The 22,459-nt window shown below is 65.9% G+C and carries 20 protein-coding genes; 4 read left to right on the forward strand and 16 right to left on the reverse strand.

From position 1 onward, the window contains the following. Positions 1–4: 4 nt before the first annotated feature. From ASE39_RS02655 to ASE39_RS02710, 12 genes are all read right to left on the reverse strand, one after another. Positions 5–1,228 (reverse strand): formate dehydrogenase subunit gamma, encoded by a 1,224-nt coding sequence (locus tag ASE39_RS02655; RefSeq protein ID WP_057270090.1) that lies wholly within the window; start codon positions 1,226–1,228, stop codon positions 5–7. A gap of 8 nt (positions 1,229–1,236) precedes the next feature. Beyond that, the gene (locus ASE39_RS02660; protein WP_010463289.1) at positions 1,237–1,479 is read right to left on the reverse strand and encodes a hypothetical protein; all 243 of its coding nucleotides are present in this window, start codon (positions 1,477–1,479) and stop codon (positions 1,237–1,239) included. Then, the gene (gene fdh3B / locus ASE39_RS02665) at positions 1,476–2,093 is read right to left on the reverse strand and encodes a formate dehydrogenase FDH3 subunit beta (RefSeq protein WP_010463288.1); all 618 of its coding nucleotides are present in this window, start codon (positions 2,091–2,093) and stop codon (positions 1,476–1,478) included. The genes ASE39_RS02660 and fdh3B overlap by 4 nt, the downstream gene beginning before the upstream one ends. Positions 2,094–2,118: 25 nt before the next feature. Further along, on the reverse strand, positions 2,119–5,088 hold the full coding sequence (locus ASE39_RS02670) for a formate dehydrogenase subunit alpha (RefSeq protein WP_057270091.1): 2,970 nt from the start codon (positions 5,086–5,088) through the stop codon (positions 2,119–2,121). Positions 5,089–5,102: 14 nt separating this feature from the next. After that, the gene (locus ASE39_RS02675) at positions 5,103–5,312 is read right to left on the reverse strand and encodes a formate dehydrogenase (RefSeq protein WP_010463284.1); all 210 of its coding nucleotides are present in this window, start codon (positions 5,310–5,312) and stop codon (positions 5,103–5,105) included. 147 nt (positions 5,313–5,459) lie between these two features. After that, entirely contained in the window at positions 5,460–6,095 is a 636-nt protein-coding gene (locus ASE39_RS02680) for a molecular chaperone TorD family protein (RefSeq protein WP_010463282.1), read from the reverse strand. Beyond that, complete coding sequence (locus ASE39_RS02685) at positions 6,092–8,161, reverse strand: 4Fe-4S binding protein (RefSeq protein ID WP_057270092.1); 2,070 nt, start codon at positions 8,159–8,161, stop codon at positions 6,092–6,094. Before ASE39_RS02685 ends, ASE39_RS02680 begins: the two co-directional genes overlap by 4 nt. Next, a complete protein-coding gene (locus ASE39_RS02690; RefSeq protein ID WP_057270093.1) occupies positions 8,121–8,894 on the reverse strand; it encodes a DUF3306 domain-containing protein in 774 nt (257 codons plus the stop codon). Before ASE39_RS02690 ends, ASE39_RS02685 begins: the two co-directional genes overlap by 41 nt. After that, positions 8,887–9,465 carry a DUF3305 domain-containing protein gene (locus ASE39_RS02695; protein WP_055402839.1) on the reverse strand — a complete coding sequence of 193 codons (579 nt, stop codon included), beginning with the start codon at positions 9,463–9,465 and terminating at the stop codon, positions 8,887–8,889. The genes ASE39_RS02690 and ASE39_RS02695 overlap by 8 nt, the downstream gene beginning before the upstream one ends. 82 nt (positions 9,466–9,547) lie before the next feature. Continuing rightward, entirely contained in the window at positions 9,548–12,454 is a 2,907-nt protein-coding gene (gene fdhF, locus ASE39_RS02700) for a formate dehydrogenase subunit alpha (protein WP_057270094.1), read from the reverse strand. Next, complete coding sequence (locus tag ASE39_RS02705) at positions 12,451–14,358, reverse strand: NAD(P)H-dependent oxidoreductase subunit E (RefSeq protein WP_057270095.1); 1,908 nt, start codon at positions 14,356–14,358, stop codon at positions 12,451–12,453. The genes fdhF and ASE39_RS02705 overlap by 4 nt, the downstream gene beginning before the upstream one ends. A 181-nt stretch (positions 14,359–14,539) precedes the next feature. Beyond that, positions 14,540–15,148 (reverse strand): TetR/AcrR family transcriptional regulator, encoded by a 609-nt coding sequence (locus tag ASE39_RS02710; protein ID WP_035197911.1) that lies wholly within the window; start codon positions 15,146–15,148, stop codon positions 14,540–14,542. A gap of 68 nt (positions 15,149–15,216) precedes the next feature. On the opposite strand from ASE39_RS02710, the gene ASE39_RS02715 reads away from it, so the two are divergent. Together ASE39_RS02715 and ASE39_RS02720 are read left to right on the forward strand one after the other, a co-directional pair. Then, positions 15,217–15,615, forward strand: coding sequence for a DUF4345 domain-containing protein (locus tag ASE39_RS02715; protein ID WP_057270097.1), 399 nt, complete (start codon positions 15,217–15,219; stop codon positions 15,613–15,615). Positions 15,616–15,632: 17 nt separating this feature from the next. Continuing rightward, the gene (locus ASE39_RS02720; protein WP_010463265.1) at positions 15,633–16,031 is read left to right on the forward strand and encodes a hypothetical protein; all 399 of its coding nucleotides are present in this window, start codon (positions 15,633–15,635) and stop codon (positions 16,029–16,031) included. Positions 16,032–16,097: 66 nt separating this feature from the next. On the opposite strand, the gene ASE39_RS02725 is transcribed toward ASE39_RS02720, so the two are convergent. Both ASE39_RS02725 and apbC read right to left on the reverse strand, forming a co-directional pair. Then, positions 16,098–17,051, reverse strand: a complete 954-nt coding sequence (locus tag ASE39_RS02725) for a LysR substrate-binding domain-containing protein (RefSeq protein ID WP_057270098.1) — start codon at positions 17,049–17,051, stop codon at positions 16,098–16,100. 25 nt (positions 17,052–17,076) lie between these two features. Then, positions 17,077–18,168 carry an iron-sulfur cluster carrier protein ApbC gene (apbC, locus tag ASE39_RS02730; protein WP_010463262.1) on the reverse strand — a complete coding sequence of 364 codons (1,092 nt, stop codon included), beginning with the start codon at positions 18,166–18,168 and terminating at the stop codon, positions 17,077–17,079. A 142-nt stretch (positions 18,169–18,310) separates the two neighbouring features. On the opposite strand from apbC, the gene ASE39_RS02735 reads away from it, so the two are divergent. Then, the gene (locus tag ASE39_RS02735; protein WP_057270099.1) at positions 18,311–18,880 is read left to right on the forward strand and encodes a restriction endonuclease; all 570 of its coding nucleotides are present in this window, start codon (positions 18,311–18,313) and stop codon (positions 18,878–18,880) included. 86 nt (positions 18,881–18,966) lie between these two features. Here ASE39_RS02735 and pyrF read toward each other — a convergent pair whose 3' ends face one another. Then, positions 18,967–19,686, reverse strand: a complete 720-nt coding sequence (gene pyrF / locus ASE39_RS02740; protein ID WP_057270100.1) for an orotidine-5'-phosphate decarboxylase — start codon at positions 19,684–19,686, stop codon at positions 18,967–18,969. Positions 19,687–19,895: 209 nt separating this feature from the next. On the opposite strand from pyrF, the gene ASE39_RS02745 reads away from it, so the two are divergent. Continuing rightward, positions 19,896–21,152 carry a patatin-like phospholipase family protein gene (locus ASE39_RS02745; RefSeq protein ID WP_010463256.1) on the forward strand — a complete coding sequence of 419 codons (1,257 nt, stop codon included), beginning with the start codon at positions 19,896–19,898 and terminating at the stop codon, positions 21,150–21,152. A 69-nt stretch (positions 21,153–21,221) separates the two neighbouring features. Here ASE39_RS02745 and ASE39_RS02750 read toward each other — a convergent pair whose 3' ends face one another. Next, entirely contained in the window at positions 21,222–22,388 is a 1,167-nt protein-coding gene (locus ASE39_RS02750) for an SMP-30/gluconolactonase/LRE family protein (protein ID WP_057226462.1), read from the reverse strand. Positions 22,389–22,459 lie beyond the last annotated feature (71 nt).

Genomic DNA, 22,459 nt, shown 5'->3' on the forward strand with positions numbered 1-22,459 from the left:
AACCTCATACCTGCGCGGGCTGGCCCGCAGATGGTGTTGCTGCAGCATCGGCTGCCGGTGGGTTGGCACTGCGCTGGCGAGGAATCTTGCCCGCCTGGACATCGTCGTACCAAAGCTCGTGGTGCTCCTTGGCCCACCCTTCACTCACATAACCCGTCCTCATGGCCTTGTAGGCACCGCGCATGCCCACCGTGCCCATGTAGATGTGGCCACAGATCAGCGCCATCATCCATATCGCCAGGGTGGCATGGATCATGTGGGCGATCTGCATGTCGCCGCGCACGTCACCAAAGCCAGGGATGAGCTTGTCGAGCACGAGGCCCGTGGCCACCACAAAGATGCCCGGGATGGTGATGCCCCACCAGAACAGGCCCTTCTCGCCCGCATTGAAGCGATGGGAGGGAACCTGGTGGTCACCACCCAGCATGCCGCCGCCCTTGGACAGCCACACAAAGTCCGCGCGGTTGGCGATGTTGTCCTTGACGAAGGTGAGGATGATCACCAGCAGGGACACGGCAAACAGCGGACCCATGAAGTTGTGCACGTTCTTGAGCGCATAGGTAAGCCAGCCAAAGAGCGTGGCCCCCATGATGGGCAGCAGGAAGAACTTGCCAAATGCCATGACGATGCCAGAGAGGGCCAGCGCAATGAACGCAAAGGCATTGGACCAATGCGCCGCACGCTCGAACGGCGTGAAACGTTCGATGCGACGGGTGCCTGCGCCATCGGGATGTTCGTGCCCCATCGGGCCTTTGATGAAGTAGAAGATGCCCAGTGCCAGCAAGACGATGGCAAACAAGGCCGCACCATAAGGAATGATCCAGTGGTTGCGCACCTGGCGCCATGCCTCGCCTGCGTTGGTGAAGCGTGAGCCGGGGTATTGCACGAAAGGCTGGATCAGGTTGCCTGCCTCGGGGGCCTGGCTCTTGGGCAGGCTGCTGTAGCCCGTGACGCCCTGCCCCACCTGGCGCCACATGGGCGCGTTGTTGCCCGGCTGCACCTTGGCGCGCTCGCCATTGGTCTGCTCGGCGTATTTGGGGTCCGCGCTGGCGTCCGGCTTGACCTCAAAGATGTTCTGGCTCTGGATGCCACCGCCACCGGCTGCCGCTGGGGCGACTGGTGCAGCAACTGCAGGCGAGGCGGCATCCGGCGCTGCCGGAGCCTGGGCACCCGCAGGCCCCCAGGCACACCCCGCCGCCAAAGCCAGGGACCACATGATGTGTTTCATGGCGGGCCTCACTTGGACTGCGTGCGGGTGTATTCGTTCTGGCCGTACTGCTGACGCGCCTTGAGCTGCGCTTCCCAACCGGCTTTGTCCCCGGCCTTCCAGCCGGGCTGCATGAAATTGCTGCCCGTGCCCGCATAGGGAGCAGCGTCACCGCGGATGCCCGCACCGGTCTGCGGCTTTTCGCCACAGGCGGTCAGCGCCACCAGAGCCACAGCGGCGGCCAGGGCCGAATGAACAAGACGCTTTGTCATGACTTGCCTCCTGCAGGCTGGCCTGCCTGCTGCGAACCATAGGCCGTCCCCCAGCCCCACACCTCGGCGCCCTTGCCACGCTGCACCACACGGTTGCGGAAGATATCTGCCACCACATCGCCATCACCGGCCAGCAGCGCCTTGGTGGAGCACATCTCTGCGCAGGCGGGCAGCTTGCCCTCGGCCAAACGGTTGCGGCCGTATTTGTCAAACTCAGCCTGGCTGCCATGGGCTTCAGGGCCACCCGCGCAGAAGGTGCATTTGTCCATCTTGCCGCGTACACCGAAGGTGCCTTGCGATGGAAACTGCGGAGCGCCGAACGGGCAGGCGTAGCTGCAGTAACCGCAACCAATACACACATCCTTGTCGTGCAGCACCACGCCCTCTTCGGTGCGGTAGAAGCAGTTGACGGGGCACACGGCCATGCAGGGCGCATCGCTGCAGTGCATGCAGGCCACCGAGATGGATTTTTCGCCGGGCACACCGTCGTTGAGCGTGACCACGCGGCGGCGGTTCACGCCCCACGGCACCTCGTGCTCGTTCTTGCAGGCGGTCACGCAGCCGTTGCATTCGATGCAGCGCTCTGCGTCGCAGATGAATTTCATTCGTGCCATGGGGATGTCTCCTTGCGCCGCGCGATCAAGCACGTTCCACGTTGCAGATCGTGGTCTTGGTTTCTTGCATCATGGTCACGCTGTCGTAGCCATACGTCGTTGCGGTGTTCACCGCCTCGCCACGCACCACAGGCGCTGCGCCCTTGGGGTAGTAAGCCAGCATGTCCGCGCCCTGCCAACGGCCCGAGAAGTGGAACGGCATCCACACCGTATCGGGTGCCACGCGCTCGGTCACCAGCGCCTGCACATTGATGCGGGCACCGGTGGGCGAACTCAGCCACACGCGTTCGCCGTTGCGAATGCCCCGATCGGCAGCCGTCTTGGGATTGATCTCGACAAACGATTCCTGCTGCAGTTCGGCCAGCCAGGGGTTGGAGCGGGTTTCCTCGCCACCGCCTTCGTACTCGACCAGACGGCCCGAGCTGAGGATCAGCGGGAATTTTTCGTACGCCTTGTCGGCCACGTTCTTGTCCTGCACGCTCTTGTAGAGCGTGGGCAGACGCCAGAAGGCCTTCTTGTCGTCGTGTGTGGGGTACTTGGCGACCAGGTCGGGCCGGGTGCCATACAGCGGCTCGCGATGCTGGGGAATGGCATCGGGGAAGTTCCACACCACGGCCCGCGCCTTGGCATTGCCAAAGGGGTGACAGCCATGCTTCATGGCCACGCGGATGATCGCGCCCGTGGGGTCGGTCTTCCAGTTCTTGCCTTCGGCCTTGGCCTTCTCCGCATCGCTGAGGTCATCCCACCAGCCGAGCTTCTTGAGCAACACATGGTCGAACTCGGGGTAACCGGTGGTGATTTCAGCGCCGAGCGAGTGCGATCCGTCTTCTGCCAGCAGATTCTGGCCATCCTTCTCCACGCCGAAGTTGGCGCGGAAGTTGCCACCGCCGTCCATCACGTGCTTGGAGGTGTCATACAGGTTGGCCGAGCCGGGGTGCTTGAGCTCAGGCGTGCCGTAGCAGGGCCAGGGCAGGCCGAAATAGTCGCCGGTGAAGTCGTAGCCCGTGTCCTTGTCCTTACCGCCCTTGGCCTTCAAGGTCTTCACGTCGAACAGGTGCATGTTCTTCATGTGGGCCTTCAGGCGCTCAGGGCTCTGGCCGGTGTAGCCGATGGTCCACACGCTCTTGTTGATCTCGCGCAGGATGTCCTCGGGCACGGGCTCGTCCATGCCCTTGACCTTCTGCATCTTGTAGTTCTTGGAGAGCTCGGCGGCAAAGCCCAGCTTTTCGGCGAACTGGTGCATGATCATGTGATCGGAGCGGCTCTCCCACAGCGGCTCGATCACCTTCTCGCGCCACTGCAGCGACCGGTTGGATGCCGTGCACGAACCACTGGTTTCAAACTGTGTGGCGGCTGGCAGCAGGTACACCGCACGGTTGGGATTCAGGTCTTCGGCCTTGCCGGGCATGGCCGCCATGGCGGCGGTGGCCGAAGGATATGGGTCCACCACCACCAGCAGATCAAGCTTGTCCATGGCCCGCTTCATCTCCAGGCCGCGCGTCTGCGAATTGGGCGCGTGCCCCCAGAAGAACACGCCACGCAGGTTGGAGTCCTGGTCGATGAGTTCGTTGTTCTCCATCACGCCGTCGATCCAGCGCGACACGGTGATGCCGCTCTTGGTCATCATCGCGGGCGATGCGTATTGTTTTTTGATCCACTCGAAGTCCACACCCCACACCGCCGCGAAGTGCTTCCATGAGCCCTCGGCCAGGCCGTAGTAGCCGGGCAGCGAGTCTGGATTGGGGCCCACGTCGGTGGCGCCCTGCACGTTGTCGTGCCCACGGAAGATGTTGGTGCCGCCCCCCGTCTTGCCCACATTGCCCAGGGCCAGCTGCAAGATACACGAGGCACGCACCATGGCATTGCCAATGGTGTGCTGCGTCTGGCCCATGCACCACACGATGGTGCCGGGGTTGTTGTCGTGCAGCATCTTGGCGACCTTGAACATCTGGTCTTCCTTGACGCCACAGGCTTCTTCCACCTTGTCGGGCGACCACTTGGCCAGCACATCCTCGCGCACCTTGTCCATGCCATAGACGCGGTCGTTGATGTACTTCTTGTCTTCCCAGCCGTTCTTGAAGATGTGATACAGCAGGCCGAACAGGAAAGGAATGTCGGTGCCCGAACGAATGCGCACATACTCGTCGGCCTTGGCGGCCGTACGGGTGAAGCGCGGGTCCACCACGATCATCTTGCAGCCGGTTTCCTTGGCATGCAGCATGTGCAACATGCTCACGGGGTGGGCCTCGGCCGCGTTGGATCCAATGTACAAAGCGACCTTGCTGTTCTGCATGTCGTTGTACGAATTGGTCATGGCGCCGTAGCCCCATGTGTTGGCCACACCCGCCACCGTGGTCGAGTGGCAGATGCGCGCCTGGTGGTCGCAGTTGTTGGTGCCCCAGAAGCTCACAAACTTGCGCAGCAGATAAGCCTGCTCGTTGTTGTGCTTGGACGAGCCCACAAAGTACACGCTGTCCGGACCACTGGCCTTGCGCAGTTCCTGCATCTTGGCGGTGATCTCGTTCAGCGCCGTGTCCCAGCTGATGCGCTCGTACTTTCCGTTGACGAGCTTCATGGGATAGCGCAGGCGATACTCGCCGTGGCCGTGTTCACGCAGCGCCGCGCCCTTGGCGCAGTGTGCACCCAGGTTGATGGGCGAATCGAACACAGGCTCTTGCCGCACCCACACGCCGTTCTCGACCACTGCGTCCACCGCGCAGCCCACCGAGCAGTGGGTGCAGATGGTGCGGCGCACTTCGATCTTGCTGTCGCCGATGCCAACCTTGGCGCCTTCGGCAGCATTGGATTTCTTGACCAGTGTCAGCTGCGATGCGGCAATACCCACGCCCACACCCAGACCGGAACGGCGCAGGAACGAGCGCCGGTCCATGGTGGGCAAGGCCTGCGAAAGGCCACGGCGCAGGCTATGAACAAAGGGAGAGGCAGACGACGACGCGACCTGCGCAGCGTGTGAGGACTTCTTGGTGAGCAACATGGAGCGCCCCGCTGTCAGAGTTGGGTGGTTTTGTAGTACTGCTTCACGTGGGCAGACAGGTGATAACCACCGCCCTTTTCAGGTGCCACACGAGCAGGCTCTGACACCGTGGCATCGGAGGGAATCACCTGGGGAAGCGCCACAACGGCTGCTGCTGCAGCCCCTACAGTGGCGGCGCCGGAAAAGAAACTCCGGCGTGAGGAATTGGGCTGGCGGTTCTGCATGCTTGTCTCCAGAATGGCTGGCAGCTATGAAACGGAATTCATACAGTCTATGTCAGTGTGTAAAACCCTGCAATCGAGCTTTACACCTCCCACTAACGCACTCATCTTTTATAGCAACGCAGGCAGGTTTTTCCGGCCTCCCGGAGGCTAGTCGAGCATGTCAAAGCCCTGGGTTTCTACCGATACAAAGGCCCGCGTGAACTGGGCCAGCGCGGCATAAAACTGCGCCTGCGGATGGGCCGCGAGGGCATCACACAGCAGCAGCACCCAGGGCTGCAGATGCGTTGCAAAAAAGTCGCGCTGCGCCGTCAGGTTGCAGACAGCGACGTCATCCCCGGCGATCAGGTAACGCATCACTTCGCACAAGTAGGCGATGTGGTCCTCGGTTTCGGACATCGACTCGTCGCGTGCCAATCCCAGCCGATCCAGGTCGGTGCGAAGGCGGGCCAATGGCTTCTCATTGAGGAAGCCGCTCAGGTAATGCGAGCCGTACAAAAACACCTCGGGCTTGCCCACCCCGCCAAAGAGGCGGTCGAACTCTTGCGCCATCGCGCTGTCGCTCAGTTCGCGGGCCGCACCCACCAGCACTTGCCAGGGCTCCTGCAAAAAGGCGCCATCGGCGGGCGCCTCGGTCACGGCCACACGCAGAGCCGACAACAGCTCGGTGCTGGGCGCGGCGTAATACAGCTGCGACAGCAGGCCATACAGTTCGGCCCGAGCGGTTTCCTCGTCCAGCGCGGAGCTGCCGCCAGCGGATGTCAAAGAAGCAGGTTGGGCGCTCACAGGTCCGTCACTTTCGTTTCGCTTTGGGAGGAATACAGGTCGATCACGCGGCAGTCGCTGCACATCTTGAGCCGTTCCAGCGCCTCGCCCTGGAACATGGCATGGCCCGACAGCTTGCCCAGCATGGCCTCGATGGCTTTGACGGTGCCAAAGGGCTTGCTGCAGCGCACGCAGGCCCAGGGCTTGGCCTCGTTGAGCACACGCAATTGAGTGCGCTCCGGCGCCAACAGCAAACGGGGTTGCAGGGTGATCGCGTCTTCCGGACAGGTGACGGCACACAGGCCACACTGCACGCAATTCTTCTCGATGAAGCGCAGCTGCGGCAGTTGCGGGTTGTCCTGCAGCGCGCTGGCGGGGCAAGCGCTCACGCAGCTCAGGCACAGGGTGCAGCGGTCCTTGTTGACCTCAATGGTGCCCAGTGGCGATCCCACAGCTGGCAAGGCAATGGCCTCGGGCCGCTCGGCCACGGGCATCGGGGCCTGTTCGATCAGGTGGTCGAGCGCCATCTCCAGCGTGCTGCGCTTTTCTTGCGCCACCGCAAAACGTGCGGCCACGGCGGGAGTCTTCTGGCGCGTCTGGCCCAGGGCCTGCAATCCAGCATCCAGCTCGGTGGGATGGGTGGCGCGCAGCAGTTGCACATGCGTGCCGGTGTAGCCCAGGCCGCGCAAGAGGCTCTGGGCCACATCCATCTGCGCCTGCAGGCCATCGAGGTACTGCGGTGCTTCTTCCTGTGTCGTCAGCACCACCACCTGCGAGGCACCGTAAGCGATGGCGCTGAGCCACAGGTCCACCCCGGTGCTGGCCGTGTGCCACAGCGCCACCGGGATCACGTGGGCTGGCACGCCGTGCGCCAGCTTCAGTTGCGCAGCCCGGCCCAGTTCTTCCACCAGTGCCTGGCCGCGCTCCTGGCTGTGCAACAGCAGCACGGCGTCCTTGCCGCCTGCGGCCGCGTAAGTGGACAACAAGGTCTTGAGCTTGGTGCCCTGCTCTGTCGCACTGGGGTAGGCATAGGTCAGCGCGCCCGTGGGGCACACGGTGGTGCAGGCGCCGCAGCCCACGCACAGGTTGGGGTTCACCTTGATTTGCTGGCGGCTCTTGTCGCTGGCAATGGCCTCGGCCGAACAGATGTCCACGCAGGCGTTGCAGCCCACGGTTTCGTTGCGGCTGTGGGCGCAGAGTTTTTGTTTGTAGACAAAAAACTTGGGTTTCTCGAACTCGCCCACCAGCTCGCGCAACTTGAGCAGCGTGCCCAGGTCCCGCCCGTCCCAGCGCAGGTAGCCCTGCGGCAGCGCGTGTTGCAAGAAAGTAGGCGTAGCAGTCGGGGAGCGCAGGTCCAGCACCAGGTCGAAGCGCTCGGTCTGTGCGATGGCGTCGCGGGTGAAGTCGATGGCACCGGCCACCTGGCAGACCTTCACGCAGGCGCGGTGCGACTGACAGGCAGCCATGTCGATCTGGTAATCAAGGCCAATGGCGTTCTCAGGGCAGACGGCCACGCAGGCGTTGCAGCGCGTGCACAGGTCCAGATCAATCGGGTTGTCGGCCTTCCACTGCAGCTCGAACGCGCCCAGCCAGCCCGTGAGGCCCGTGATGCGCCCGCCCAGCACCGGGAACCGCCGCGCCTGCGCGCCACCGGCATTGCCAGGGCCTTGGGTGAACAGGGTCACATCCAGCACGTCCGACACCAGGGCGGCAGCCTGCTCGGCCTGGTCGAGCGGTCCGATGATGAGCAAGCGGCCTGTGCTCTTGTAGGTGACCGTGGGTACGGGCGGAGGGTCGGGCAGCCGGGCGGCCGCCAGCAACGCGGCGATCTTGGGGCTGGCCTGGGCGGCATCGCGGCTCCAGCCGCCGGTTTCGCGGATGTTCACAAACCGGATGGGAGATACCGCGCCTTCGGTCTGCTGGCCCAGGTCGCCAAACAGGCGTTGCTCTTGTGTGCAGGCCACCACCACATCGTCACCGGACTGGATGGCCTTCTGGAAGGCGCCCGCCTCGCGCCGGCACAGGGTGGAGTGGAGGGTCAGGTCTTCATGCAGCGCCGCGCCCAACGCCTTGGCGTTGAGGGGCATCGTCTGGTTGCAGTCGCAGATGAGCGTCGTGGTCATGTTCAGAGTGGCTGGCTGGGATGGCCACCGCAACCTCATCGGGCGGGATGGCCACCTCACGCTCGCTGGAGGGGTCGCTAGGAATAGCGTTGCATACCCCGGACTGTGCCACGTCTGCGGGGGCTTGCCCCTCCGCATCATCCCGAGGCTGAGCACGGGCAGGGGCTATTGCGTCGGACCCTACGTCGGCACCTGTTTCCACAGCAGTGCCATCGACCGGCACATCGGGCAATGCTTCGGCCTCGGCCTTCTTTGCATGGTCAAAGAAGCCCATTGCGTGGGCGCTGGCCATCTTGCGCAGCATGCCCTCGGGCAGCGGGTCAGACTGGGTGTAGTCGCCGATGTAGATATCCAGCCCATCCATCACATTGAAGTGTGGATCGGCAAACAGCTTTTTCATGGCCAGGTTGCGCACCTCGGGCGACACATCGCGGGCCACAAAGGCCTTGAAATCAGATGCGGGCGTGAGCGCCTGGGCATCGGCCAGCGTGGGGGATGGCGGGGCCTCGGCGACGGGCGCGGCGCCTTCTGCCGCCGTGTCGGATGCACCGGACACCACGGCGGATGCAGGGGCCAGTGACGACGAAGCAACAGGTGGGGGCAACGGCGGCGCCGGTGGTGGCGGCTCTTCCACCGGCTTGCCTTCACGCACCTCCTGCTTGCGGCGCGACCAGCGGCCCAGGAACCCGTCAGCCATGGCTCCCTCCTCCGGCATTGCCACCGCCGCTCCCCCCACCACCACGCTGCTTTTCGGTGGAGACGGATGCGGGGTTGCCAAACCGGTCCTGCAGCGTGCGGAAACTGTCAGGGCGTTTGCGGCGCTTGGGCTCGGGCTGGTAGTGCTCGGCCACAAAGGCGCGCAAGGTCTCCACCACCTCAGGCGCCGCAGGCACCTGTTCCACGGTTTCCTGCGCGTCCAGCCAGCGGCCCGCGTCGTGGTAGCTCAGGCTCACGGCCACAGGGCGTGCCAGCGGGATCTCGCCCGTGCCGGGGTCTTCGTCGCGGCGCCACAGCACAAACCAGCAGGGGGCGGGCGAGGTGAGATTGAGGTGGTAGCCCTCGGCGTCATCACGGTACAGCTCTGCCCGGAACCCCGGGAACAGCCAGCGCTGCTCGCGCTCGTCCTGGATGATCTGGCGCGGCTCGGTGCCAAAGGCGGGCTCGTTGATCACCACCTCGGCCAGCGACCACCGCCAGGGCTGCCAGCGGTTGTCGATGTGCTCGCAGCGCATGATCACGGCAACGTCGGTGTAGGGGCGCTCAGTCATGGGCGCAGACTGTACCCCTGTGCGGCCCCCGCAGACAGCAATGCCCGCAAAGCCCCGCAGCCAGCGTGCAGATCACGCAGCGTCAGGCGACTTCGCCGACCGTGCCCTGCAACACCTCCACAGCCACCGCGCAGTACTTGAACTCGGGGATCTTGCCGAACGGGTCCAGCGCCGCGTTGGTGAGGAGGTTGGCGGCTGCCTCCACGTACGCAAACGGCATGAACACGGTGCCGCGCGGCGTGCCGTCGTCGCGGCGCACGCGCACCTGCACCATGCCGCGCCGCGAGCGGATGCCCACCAGCGCACCGGGCGCCACGCCCAGCCGCGCCAGTTCGTCGCCATGCAGCGACGCGGTGGCCATGGGCTCGATGGCGTCCAGCACGGTGCTGCGCCGCGTCATGCTGCCCGTGTGCCAGTGCTCCAGCTGCCGGCCGGTGATGAGCACCAGGGGGTAGTCGGCATCGGGCTTTTCGGCCGCCGGGATCACGCTGGCGGGCACCAGTTGCAGGCGGCCCGTGGGCGTGGGGAATTTCTCGGTGAAGACGATGGGCTGGCCCGGGTCGTCAGGCGTGAGGCAGGGGTAGGTCACGCTGGAGTCGCGCGCAAGGCGCTCCCAGGTGATGCCCTCGATGCTGGCGTGCATGGCCTGGCGCATTTCGTCGTACACAGCGGCCACGCCGGACTCTTCGCCTTCGTAGTTCCAGCCAAGCCCCATGCGCGCGGCGATCTGCTGGATGATCCACAGGTCCGGCTGCGCGTCGCCCGGCGGGTTCAGGGCGCGGCGGCCCATCTGCACCATGCGGTCGGTGTTGCTGGCGGTGCCGGTCTTTTCGGGCCAGGCGCTGGCGGGCAGCACCACGTCGGCCAGCCAGGCGGTCTCGGTCAGGAAGATGTCCTGCACCACCAGGTGCGACAGGCTGGCCAGCGCGTGGCGCGCGTGGTTCAGGTCGGGGTCGCTCATGGCCGGGTTCTCGCCCATGATGTACATGCCGCGCACCTTGTGCGGGTCGCTGTCTTCGGCCAGGGCCTTGTGCATGATCTCGACCACGGTGTAGCCCGGTGACTCGTCGAGCCGGGTCCCCCAGAAGTCCTCGAACCAGGCATGCGCCCCCGCGTTGTCCACGCGCTGGTAGTTGGGAAACATCATGGGGATCAGCCCCGCGTCGCTCGCGCCCTGCACGTTGTTCTGGCCGCGCAGCGGGTGCAGGCCCGAGCCGGGCTTGCCGATCTGGCCGGTGACGGCACACAGCGCGATCAGGCAGCGTGCGTTGTCGGTGCCGTGCACGTGCTGGCTCACACCCATGCCCCACAAAATCATCGAGGCTTTGCTTTTTGCGAACGCCCGCGCCACCTCGCGCAGCGTCTCGGCCGGGATGGCGCACACCGGGGCCATGGCCTCGGGGCTGCAGCCCATCACGTTGGCCTTGAGGGCCTCGAAGTTGTTGGCGCGGTCGCGGATGAAGGCGTCATCCACCAGGCCTTCGTCGATCACCGTGTGGATCAGCGCGTTGAGCATGGCCACGTCGGTGTCGGCCTTGAACTGCAGCGTGCGCCAGGCGTGGCGGCCGATGTCGGTGATGCGCGGGTCGGCCAGCACGATCTTCGCGCCGCGCTGTGCGGCGTTCTTCATCCAGGTGGCGGCCACCGGGTGGTTGGCCGTGGGGTTGGAGCCGATCACGAAGATCAGCTCGGCATGCTCCACGTCGTGCACCGGGTTGCTCACCGCGCCGGAGCCCACGCCTTCGAGCAGCGCGGCCACGCTGGACGCGTGGCACAGCCGCGTGCAGTGGTCCACGTTGTTGCTGCCAAAGCCGGTGCGCACCAGCTTCTGGAACAGGTAGGCCTCTTCGTTGCTGCCCTTGGCCGAGCCGAAGCCCGCCAGCGCCTTGGGGCCATGGGTGTCGCGCAGGTCTTTCAGGGTGCCCGCGGCCAGGCCCAGTGCCTCGTCCCAGGTCGCTTCGCGGAAGGTATCGCGCCAGTCGGCGCCGTAGGGCCGCACCTCCTTGAGCACGCCACTCTTGCGGATCAGCGGCACCGTCAGGCGGTCGGGGTGGTGGGCGTAGTCGAAACCGAAGCGCCCTTTCACGCACAGGCGGCCGTGGTTGGCCGGGCCGTCGCGGCCCTCGACGCTGATGATTTTTTCATCGCGCACGTTGTAGGTGATGAGGCAGCCCACGCCGCAGAACGGGCAGACCGAATCGACCTTGCGGTCCACCGCCTGCGGGCCGATGTGCGTCTTGGGGCTGAGCGCGCCTGTGGGGCAGGCCTGCACGCATTCGCCGCAGGCCACGCAGGTGCTCTCGGCCATGGGGTCGTCGAGGTCGAACACGATCTTGGAATCTGCCCCGCGCAGCGCGTAGCCGATCACATCGTTGACCTGTTCTTCGCGGCAGGCGCGCACGCAGCGGTTGCACTGGATGCAGGCGTCCAGGTTCACCGCCATGGCCGGGTGGCTCAGGTCGGGCGCGGGCTGCTCGCGGCGCAGGGCGTGGAGGGCCGGGCGCACCGACACGCCCAGGCGGTCGGCCCAGGCGCTCAGCTCGCCATGCTGGCCCACTGGGGCATCATTTTTTGCATCAAAATGGCTGCTACCGCTGAATGGACGTGCGCTAGCAGCTATCAAATCAGGAGTGCACGTCTTTTCGTCGTTCCACCGGTATCCGACATCGGGCATGTCGGACAGCAGCATCTCCACCACCATCTGCTGGCTCTTGCGGGCGCGCGGGCTGGTGGCCTGCACCTTCATGCCGGGCGTGGGTGCGCGGCAGCAGCTGGGGGCCAGCGTGCGCTCGCCCGCGATCTCGACCACGCAGGCGCGGCAGTTGCCGTCGGGGCGCAGGCCGTCGGTGTAGCACAGGTGCGGGATCTCCACGCCATGGCGCTGCGCGGCTTGGAGGATGGTCTCGCCAGCGTGGGCGGTGACGGGCTGGCCATCCAGCTCGAAGGCCACGCCGGGCTGCACCGCAGTGGATGTCGACACGGCGCTCATGGCTGCAGCCCTCCGGGCAGTTGTTCGGCGAGCGGGCTGCTGCGCGGCCGGGGCAAGTCGCCCGGCCAGGGCGCCTCGCCCACCTCGTGCGCAAAATATTTGTGGATGCAGCGGATGGGGTTGGGCGCGGCCTGGCCCAGCCCGCAGATGGACGCATCGCCCATCACCTGGGCCAGGTCGTCCAGCAGTTCTTCGTCCCACTGTGGGGCGTGCATCAACGCCGCGGCCTTGGCCGTGCCCACCCGGCAGGGCGTGCACTGGCCGCAGCTTTCGTGTTCGAAGAACCGCATCACGTTCAACGCCGCATCGCGCGCCCGGTCGTGCTGGCTGAGCACGATGACCGCGGCCGAGCCGACGAAGCAGCCGTAGGGCTGCAGCGTGTCGAAGTCGAGCGGAATGTGGTTCAGGCTGGCAGGCAGGATGCCGCCCGACGCGCCGCCGGGCAGGTAGGCGTAGAGCTGGTGGCCGTCGGCCATGCCGCCGCAGTATTCGGCGATGAGCTCCTGCACCGTGATGCCCGCAGGCGCGAGCTTGACGCCCGGGTGCCGGACCCGCCCGCTGACGCTGAAACTGCGCAGCCCCTTGCGCCCGTGCCGGCCGAAGCTGGCAAACCACTCGGGCCCGCGCTCGACGATGTCGCGCACCCAGTACAGCGTCTCGAAGTTGTGCTCCAGCGTGGGCCGGCCGAACAGGCCCACCTGCGCGATGTAGGGCGGGCGCATGCGGGGCTCGCCGCGTTTGCCTTCGATGCTCTCGATCATGGCGGACTCTTCGCCGCAGATGTACGCGCCCGCACCGCGCCGCAGCTCGATGTGGGGCAGCGGGCACGGCGGCTGGGCGTGCAGGTCATCGAGCGCCGCTTGCAGCAGCGCGCGGCAGCCGTGGTACTCGTCGCGCAGGTAGATGTAGACCGCCTCGGTGCCCACCACCTGGGCGGCGATGAGCACGCCTTCCAGAAAGCGGTGCGGGTCGCGTTCGAGGTAGGTGCGGTCCTTGAAGGTGCCGGGCTCGCCCTCGTCGATGTTCACCGCCATCAGGCGCGGGGCGGGTTGATCCCGAACAATCCTCCATTTGCGCCCGGCCGGAAATCCTGCGCCGCCCAGGCCGCGCAGGCCCGAGTTTTCCATGGCTACGAGCACAGCTTCAGCATCCATCTCGCCATTGACCAGCGCGGCCGCCGTCTGATAACCACCATGGGCGCGATAGACGGCGAGGTCGGTGTGGGCGGGGCTGGCCCCGTCCGGCTGCGCAGGCACACTGTTCTCGGCCAGCGCTGCAATATCAAAATTAATAGCTACTTGCGCTTGTGGATGAAGCGCCAGAGCCCGATTTGGCTTTGAATTGAGCGTTTCCAGCACGGCGTCCACCGTGGCGTGTGGCACCGGGCACTGGTGCACCACGGCCACGGGCGCCTGCTCGCAACGGCCCACGCAGGGTACGGCCACCACCTGCACATCGGCCTGCCCTGCAGCGCGCAGGCGTTCGGTCAGCGCGGCCAACAGTTCGCTGGCACCGGCCAAGCTACAGCTCAGGCTCTCGCACACGCGCAGCACCAGGCGCGGGGCTTGGGCTTCGTCGCCGCGCACGATCTCAAAGTGGTGGTAGAAGCTGGCCACCTCGTACACCTCGGCCATGGGGAGATTCATCTGCTTGGCCAGCGCCACCAAGTGCCGGTCGTGCAGCACGCCAAAGTGGTCGTTCAGGCGGTGCAGAAATTCAATCAGCAGGTCGCGCCGAAAGCCTTCGGCCGGGCGCAGACCCAGCAGTTGCGCCACTTCGGCCATCGCAGCGTCTTCGGGCTGGCGGCCCTTGAGGCGGCTTTTTCGGCGGATGCGATCGCGCATGTCGTTGACGGACACGGCGGCCACGACGGCTGCGGTGGGGGCTTCGGGGGCAAGGTGCATGGAGCGAAATCGTGGAATGTCTTGTTGTGGTTATGAAGCCGCCTGCATAAGGCCGCCTGGCGAGCGCAGTGTCGGCGAGCCCCCTTGGCGCGTCAAATTGCCGATGCACATGGGTCGATCACAAAAACAAATGGGCTGCACACCGTGGTTTTGCGCGGCATCAGCGGCAAGGGTCAGCCTGTCAGCGACCCACCCTGCCCGTCGGCAGACTCACTAGCAACCGGCTCGCCAGCATGGCCGCCAGGTCTTGCGTCGAGGGCATGGACACGGGCGCAGCCGACAAGGCGCCGTCAATCGCAAGGCTGGCCAGGCCGTGGGCAAGGCTCCATCCCGCCAGCGCCAGTTCGTCCGCCCCCTCGGCCACATGGGCATGGGCGGCCTGCCGCAGTACCTGAAAAGACCCGTCCGCCGCCGCCTGAAACGCCGGGTGGTCGGCCTTGCGCTGCAGCAGCGGGCTGAACATGAGCCGGAACGCGGCGGGGCGCGCGAGCGCAAAGGCCACGTACGCGGTGCAATGCCCCACCAGCGTGGCGGCAGTGTCTGTGCCATGGTGCGCTGCCTCCATGTCGGCCGCCAGGTCTTGAAAACCCCGCGTGGCCACTGCGGCGAGCAAGGCATCCAGATTGGCGAAGTGGTGGTAAGGCGCCGCATGCGATACGCCCGCTGCCTTGGCCACCGAGCGCAGGCTGAGCGTGGCCCCGGACGCGAGCAAGCCCTCGGCGGCCGCCACCAGGGCGCTGCGCAGATCGCCGTGGTGGTAGGTGGCGCGGGGGAGTTCAGGATCGGTCATGCCGGCAATCTTGACACAGTCAAGATACATCTCGACAATGCGTCAATCCTGACACTGTAAAGATCACCATGACCCGACGCCTGCTCCAAGCCACCACCGCTGTGATGGCGTTGATCCCGGTCGCCACCGGCGTGCTGACGATGATGGGCATCGACGACCCGATTTACCACACGAGCGGCCTGCCGCGTGATGCCCTGCTCGACGGCAACCTGCGCTTTTTTGGCGGCGTGTGGCTGGCCCTGGGCCTGGCGATGTGGTCGCTGCTGCCCCGCATCGAGCGCGAGGGGCGGTTGTTTGCCGTGCTGTGGGGCGCGGTGTTTCTGGGCGGCGTGGGGCGGGCGCTGTCGATGGCCTTCGTCGGACTTCCGCCCGCGCCTTTCATCGGCTTCACGGTGCTGGAACTGATTGGCGCCCCCGCCTTCATCGCCTGGCAGCGCCACGTGGCTGCGCAATCGGCCGTTCAATGACACCCAAAGGAAATCCTGTGCGAAAGCTCAACTACTGGTATTTGGCTGCAGCAACGCTGTGTTTGTTCATGATGGGGATGCAAATTTTCGTGGGCAGCCCGCAACTGAATGCGCCGGTTCAAGAAAGCTCGTTGCCGCCGGGCATTCGGGCGGTTGCAGAGGTGGCCTGGCATTCGGTGACCACCGCCTATGGGCTCATGGTGGTGGCGCTCATTTACCTGTTCATCCAGCCGAACAATGGCGCGCTCGCCAAATACATCGTTGCGCAACTGGTGGCCTTGTCCGCGCTGTTTCTGATTTACAGCGTCACCCGCTTTGGCAACGTCACCAGCCTGTACCTATGGCCTTTTTTCCTGGTCATCGCGGCGACGGTGGGCATGGGTGTGCGCAGCGTGCCTTCATTCAACGAGCCCTGACTGTGGCGGTCCGCTGAACCGGCGGCTGAAACTACTTTGGCCTGCGGGGGCGCTTTGCCTATCGCCCTATCGCTGGGAAGCCGTCAGCAACCCGCTGTGTGCTGTGGCGTGCTGCAGCCATTCCGTGTCCTGCGCCAGGGCCAGCGCCGCATCCAGCGCCCGCGTGGGCTGCACCTGGCGGTGCGACATGAAACCGATGGGCGTGGTAAGCACTGGCCCGACAAGCGGCAAGGCCTCCAGCCCATCGTGGCCGCGCACGGCATCCACCAACGCGCCGGGCAGCACGCTGCACAGGTTGCCCGCCACCACGGAGAGGGCCAGGGTCAGCACCGAATCGGTCTCCATGGCCGGCAGCACCGTGGCGCCCGCACTGCGAAAAGCGCCGTCGACCAGGCTGCGGTTGTGCATCTCGGGCGTGAGCAGGCACAGCGGCTGGGCGGCCGCCTCGGCCCAGCCGATGGGCTGGCCGATCTGCAGGCCGCGGCCTTTGAGGCTGTCGGCCCGGCGCAGCAGAAAGTAGTGCTCCACGTACTGCGGCCAAGCCCGCAGCTGGCCGCCGCGTGCCGGCATGCGCTCGGTGTAGCCTAGCGCAAGGTCGAGCGAAATGCTCTCCAGCCCCGCTTCGATGGCCTGCGAACTCATCGACAGCGCCACCGGCACGATGCCCGGGTGCCGCGCCTGCAACTGCGCCGCAAACCGCGCCAGGATGGGCATGGCCGTGGGCACAGCGCCCAGGCGCAGCGTGCCGCGTGGGTGGGCGGCGTCGCTGGAGAGGTCCTGCTGCAGCACCTGGTGCTCATGCAGCATGCGCTGGGCCGAGGCCAGCACCCGCTCGCCCTCGGGCGTGAAGCCCTCAAAGCTGCGGCCCCGGCGCACCACCACCACGCCAAACTCTTTTTCCAGCGCGCGCAGCGCGTTGGAGAGCGCAGGCTGCGTGATGTGGCAGGCCTGCGCCGCCCGGCCAAAGTGCCGGTGCTCGTGCAGCGCCACCAGGTAGCGTAGGGACGCGAGCAGATTCATGGCGCAGTGCGGCAGAACAGGAGGATCAGGTGTTCTTGCTGATCGAGATGGTGGGGAACTTGTTGGAGAAGTCCTTGGCCTGCTGGGCGATCTTCACCGCCACGTCGCGCGCCACCTTCTTGTAGATCTTGGCCACGTCCCCATCCGGGTCGGCCACCACGGTGGGCTTGCCGCTGTCGGCCTGCAGGCGGATGCTCATGTCCAGCGGCAGCGCGCCCAAGTAGTCCATGTTGTATTCGGCTGCCATCTTCTTGCCGCCATCGGCGCCAAAGATATGTTCCACGTGGCCGCAGTTGCTGCACACATGGGCTGCCATGTTCTCGACGATGCCCAGGATGGGCACGCCCACCTTCTCGAACATCTTGATGCCCTTCTTGGCATCCAGCAGGGCGATGTCCTGCGGGGTGGTGACGATCACCGCACCGGTCATGGGCACGCGCTGGGACAGCGTGAGCTGGATGTCGCCGGTGCCCGGCGGCATGTCGATGATGAGGTAGTCCAGGTCCTTCCAGTTGGTCTGGCGCAGCAGTTGCTCCAGCGCCTGGGTGGCCATGGGGCCGCGCCAGATCATGGCTTCGTCCTGGTCCACCAGGAAGCCGATGGACATGACCTGCACGCCGTAGTTCTCCAGCGGCTCCATGGTCTTGCCGTCGTCGCTTTCGGGGCGGCGGTTGATGCCCAGCATCATGGGCTGGCTGGGGCCGTAGATGTCGGCGTCCAGCACACCCACACTGGCGCCCTCGGCGGCCAGGGCCAGGGCCAGGTTGGCGGCGGTGGTGCTTTTGCCCACGCCGCCCTTGCCCGAGGCCACGGCGATGATGTTCTTGACCTGGGGCAAGAGCTGCACGCCGCGCTGCACGGCATGGGCGATGACCTTGGTCGTGATGTTGACCGAGACGTTCTCCACCCCGGCCACCCCCTTGGCAGCAGCCACCAGGCTGCGGCGCAGCTCGGGCACCAGGCTCTTGGCGGGGTAGCCCAGTTCCACGTCAAAGGCCACATCGCCACCGGTGATCTGCAGGTTGCGCAGGGCGCGGGTGCTGACGAAATCCTTGGCCGTGTGGGGGTCCAGCACGCTGGAAAGTGCGGCCAAAAGGCCCTGTTCGGTGACTGACATGCAAATAGCTCCTGTGGGGCGGGTAGTCTATTCCGAAGGCGCAGGCCCCTTCAGCTGAAGGACAATGCGCTCGCTCTGTCCCTGGCTCTACAGCGGCGGCAACCCGTGAAACCGAACGAAAAGGACCCCCGTGAAATTCAAGATGGCCGAGAAATCCCTGTTTGCCATGCTGCTGCGCTCGCCATGGTGGGTCAGCTTTGTGGTGGTCGGCCTCATCGTCCTGGCCGCAGGCGCGCTGCTGCCCAAGGAATACTTCGCGGTGGGTGCGCTGGCGGGTTTCCCCATCTTTGTGGTCGGCTGCATTGCTGCCTGGAAACAACTGCGCGCCCCCAACCCTGCCAGGGTTGCCGAGATGCTGGAGGCCGTGGGCAGCATGCCCTGGCGCAGCTTTGCCGACACCCTGGCATCCGCCTGGACCCGGGCGGGCTACACCGTGGAGCGGATCAACGGCAACAACGCCGGGGCCGACATGCGCCTGACCCTGGGCGGCAAGACCACGCTGGTGAGCGCCAAGCGCTGGAAGGCTGCCACCCACGGCGTGGAGCCCTTGCGCGAACTGCACGCGGCCATGGTGGCCAGCGATGCCCAGGCGGGCGTCTATGTGGCAGCCCTGGGGCAGGTCAGCGACAACGCCCGGGCGTTTGCTGGCGAACACGCCATCGTGGTGCTGCAGGGCGATGCTGTGGCGCAGCTTCTGCTGCGCCAAGGCTAGGTAGCTATGTTTCAAGGCCCGCAGCCCCGCTGAATCACCGCAGTGAAGTCCAAAGGCGACGAGCCGGCCCTTCCTGGGCCACGGTTTCAACCGTCCAGTTCTGCGCACAGGGCGGCAAAAGAAATGGCAGGGTTCAAAGCGCGTGATATCGGCCGGCCAACCACCACACGCGTTGCACCAGCCTCGATGGCCTTCGCTGCGGTGGTGAAGCGGGCGTGGTCGCCTTTGGCAAACTCCAACGGCTGTATGCCGGGCGTGACGATCAGCATCTCCTGCGGCAATGTGTTGCGCAGGAGCCTGGCTTCCAGTGGCGATGCGACTACGCCATGGCAGACTGCTGCTTGGGCAAGGAGCGCAAGGCGCAGCACCTGTTCTGGCACTGTCGATACCACGCCCACTTCGCGCAGCGCCTCGTCGTCCATACTGGTGATGACGGTCAGTGCGAGCACTTTGAGCCCGGGGAAGTGCGCCGCAGACGCCACGGCAGCTTCCAGCACCGCAGATCCTGCCGAAGCATGAACCGTCACCAGGGAAACGCCCAACTCCCCGGCAGCAGCAACGGCGGCAGCCACCGAGCTTGGGATTTCAAACAGCTTGAGGTCCAAAAAAACCCGCTTCCCGGCGTCCACCAGCTCGCGGACAAAGGAAGGGCCTGCCGCCGTGAGCAACTGCAAGCCCACCTTGTAGAAAGACGCGGCGGGGCCCAGCTTCCGGACTAGGTCGGCTGCGGACGCAGGGGCAGGGAAATCAAGCGAAACGATGATGCGCTGGTTCAATCCGCCCCCTACAAAAATCTTCGCGAGCATGCCACAGGCACCCCGCAGGCAACCCGTGCCCCACCCGCGCTGCAATGGAGGAAGCCCGACACAGGCTCGTCCCCAACCCTTCGGTGGGGGTTTGCAAGATTGGAGCCCCTCGGCAACGGCGAGATCTCCGGCCTCCTCCATGCGGGTTTTCCCACATAAAACGCTCGCGGCCGCCCCCCGACACTTGGGGCACCACCCAGCAAACACCCATGCCGCCCTCAGCCCCTTCCGATACCCCTGCCTCCCACCGCCCCCCTACCGGCCTGCTGCTCACCGGCGGCGGCGCCCGTGCCGCCTACCAGGTGGGCGTGCTGGAGGCCATTGCCGACATCCGCCACGCCTGCGGAGAAGGCGGCGGGCCCAACCCGTTCCCCATCATCACGGGCACTTCCGCCGGCGCCATCAACGCGGCGGCACTGGCCTGCGGGGCCGACAATTTCGACCGCGCGGTGCGCCGCATTGCCCGCGTGTGGCGCCAGTTCCACGCCAGCCAGGTCTATGGCGCCGACTCGCTCTCGGTGATGCGCAGCGGCGCGCGCTGGCTCACGCTGGTGTCGATGGGCTGGGCGCTGGCGCGCTGGCGGCGCATGCGACCGCGCTCGCTGCTGGACAACTCGCCGCTGGAGAAACTGCTCGTCAAGATGGTGCCGCTGGTGCGCCTGCCGGGGCTCATCCGCAAGGGCCACCTCACGGCGCTGGCCGTGACGGCGTCGAGCTACAGCTCGGGCGAACATGTCACTTTTTTTGAAGCCGCCACGCCCGTCAAGCCCTGGGTGCGCTCGCAACGCAAGGCCGCCAGCGACCGCATCACGCACGAGCACCTGCTAGCGTCCTCGGCCATTCCGTTCATTTTTCCGGCCAAGGCCATCGAGGTGGATGACCACATCGAGTATTTTGGTGACGGTTCCATGCGCCAGTCGGCGCCCATTGCCCCTGCGATCCATCTGGGGGCAGAGCGAATTCTGGTGATCGGCGCGGGCCGCATGCACGAGCCCAAGGGCGATGCCGCCGCCAATCCCACGGCCACCTACCCCACGCTGGCGCAGATTGCGGGGCACGCGCTGTCCAACATCTTTCTGGACGCGCTGGCGGTGGACGTGGAGCGCGTGCAGCGCATCAACCAGACCCTGTCGCTCATCCCCGAGGAAAAACGCCTGCACAGCGCGCTGCGTCCCATCGAGCTGCTGGTGATTGCCCCCTCGCAACGGCTCGATGCCGTGGCAGCACGCCATGTGGGCGACCTGCCTGGGCCCGTGCGCGCCATGCTGGGCGCGTTGGGCGTGACCTCCAACATGGCCGACGTGCGCGGCGCCGCACTGGCCAGCTACCTGCTGTTCGAGTCGGGCTACACGAAGGAGCTGATGGCCCTGGGCCGGGCCGACACCCTGGCCATGCGGGCCGAGGTGTGCCGGTTCTTCGGCTGGACGGATACCGGCGCCGAGGTGCAGATGAGGGAGCATTCGTGACACCCCCCTGGGTCGCCTCGCGCCTTGCAGGCAGCGCGCCATACCGTGGCAGCGGCGACCAAGAGACCGCTACTGCCCCTTGAGTACATCCTTGGGCAACCAGCCCAGGCCATGCGCGTGCAGGCTCTGCACATACAGCCGGTCCGCCGTTTCGGTGATCGCCGTGGTCTCGGGGTAAGCGCCGCTCGGGTCCTGCAGGTCGGCCACCACCTTGCCGTCGTCGGTGAACGCGATCACATGGCCGTAGGGCTTGGGGATGGGCCACAGCGCGCGCGGCAGGCGCAGCGTCAGGCTGCGCAGCCAGGGCTTGCCGGCCATGTTGTCGATGGCGGCGCCGCGCGGCTTGGCAAAGCCCAGCCAGATGCGGCCGTCCATGCCGCGCATCAGGTTGTCGGGGTAGCCGGGCAGGTTGTCCAGCAGCACGCGGGCCTGGGGTGCGGGCTGGCTGCCGGCGGGCGCCTTGACCTTGGCATCGGCCTCGCTGATGTCGAGGTCGTTCGCGTCCACCGCGATCTTCCACACGCGGTATTTGCCGGTTTCGTTGACGAACAGGCTTTTCTCGTCCTGGCTCAGCGCCACGCCATTGGCAAAGCTGATGCCCCGGGCCACCACGCGTGTGGTGCGGGTGGCGGGGTCGTATTCGATCACCCGGCCCGTGCTGGCCTGCTCCAGGATGTCGAGCACGCTGGCTTCAAAGGTACCGCCCCAGTCCTTGGGGGCAAAGCGTGTGGAGGCGTCGCTCAGGTACATCTTGCCGCTTTGGGCCACCACCACCGCATCGGCATAGCGGATAGGGTCGTTGCCCACCTTGTCGGCCAGCACGGTGACCTTGCCATCGGGCGCAATGGACAACAGGCCCTTGACCGCATCGGCGGCAATCAGGTTGCCTGCTGCATCAAAGTCAAAGCCCAGCACCCGCCCGCCGGTGTTGGCAAACACCTCCTGGCCCGAGCCATCGGCATTCATGCGCAGGATATTGCCGCTAAGCACCGTGGTGTAGAGCTTGCCGTCCTTGCCAAAAGCGATGTGCTCGGGCCCCACCTCGCCCTTGAGGGCGATCATCTGCAGCTTGGCCAGGCGCTGGTTGGGTGCGTGCACACCCTGGTAGCCCGGCGCGGCAGGCGCGCTCCAGGCCACCGGCTGGATGGGCACCGGCCACGCCGCCAGGTAGGCGGCCAGCGCCAACACAGCGCCGCCGACGCCCCACCCCACCCGTTTCGCCCATGTTCTGGCCATTTGTGATCTCCTCGTTGCATGTTGGAATGCGAGGCATTGTGGCGCCATCGGTGGCCTGCGCGCACGCCCTG

It is taken from the genome of Acidovorax sp. Root267, assembly GCF_001429215.1.
GTDB classification, from domain to species: Bacteria; Pseudomonadota; Gammaproteobacteria; order Burkholderiales; family Burkholderiaceae_C; genus Acidovorax; species Acidovorax radicis.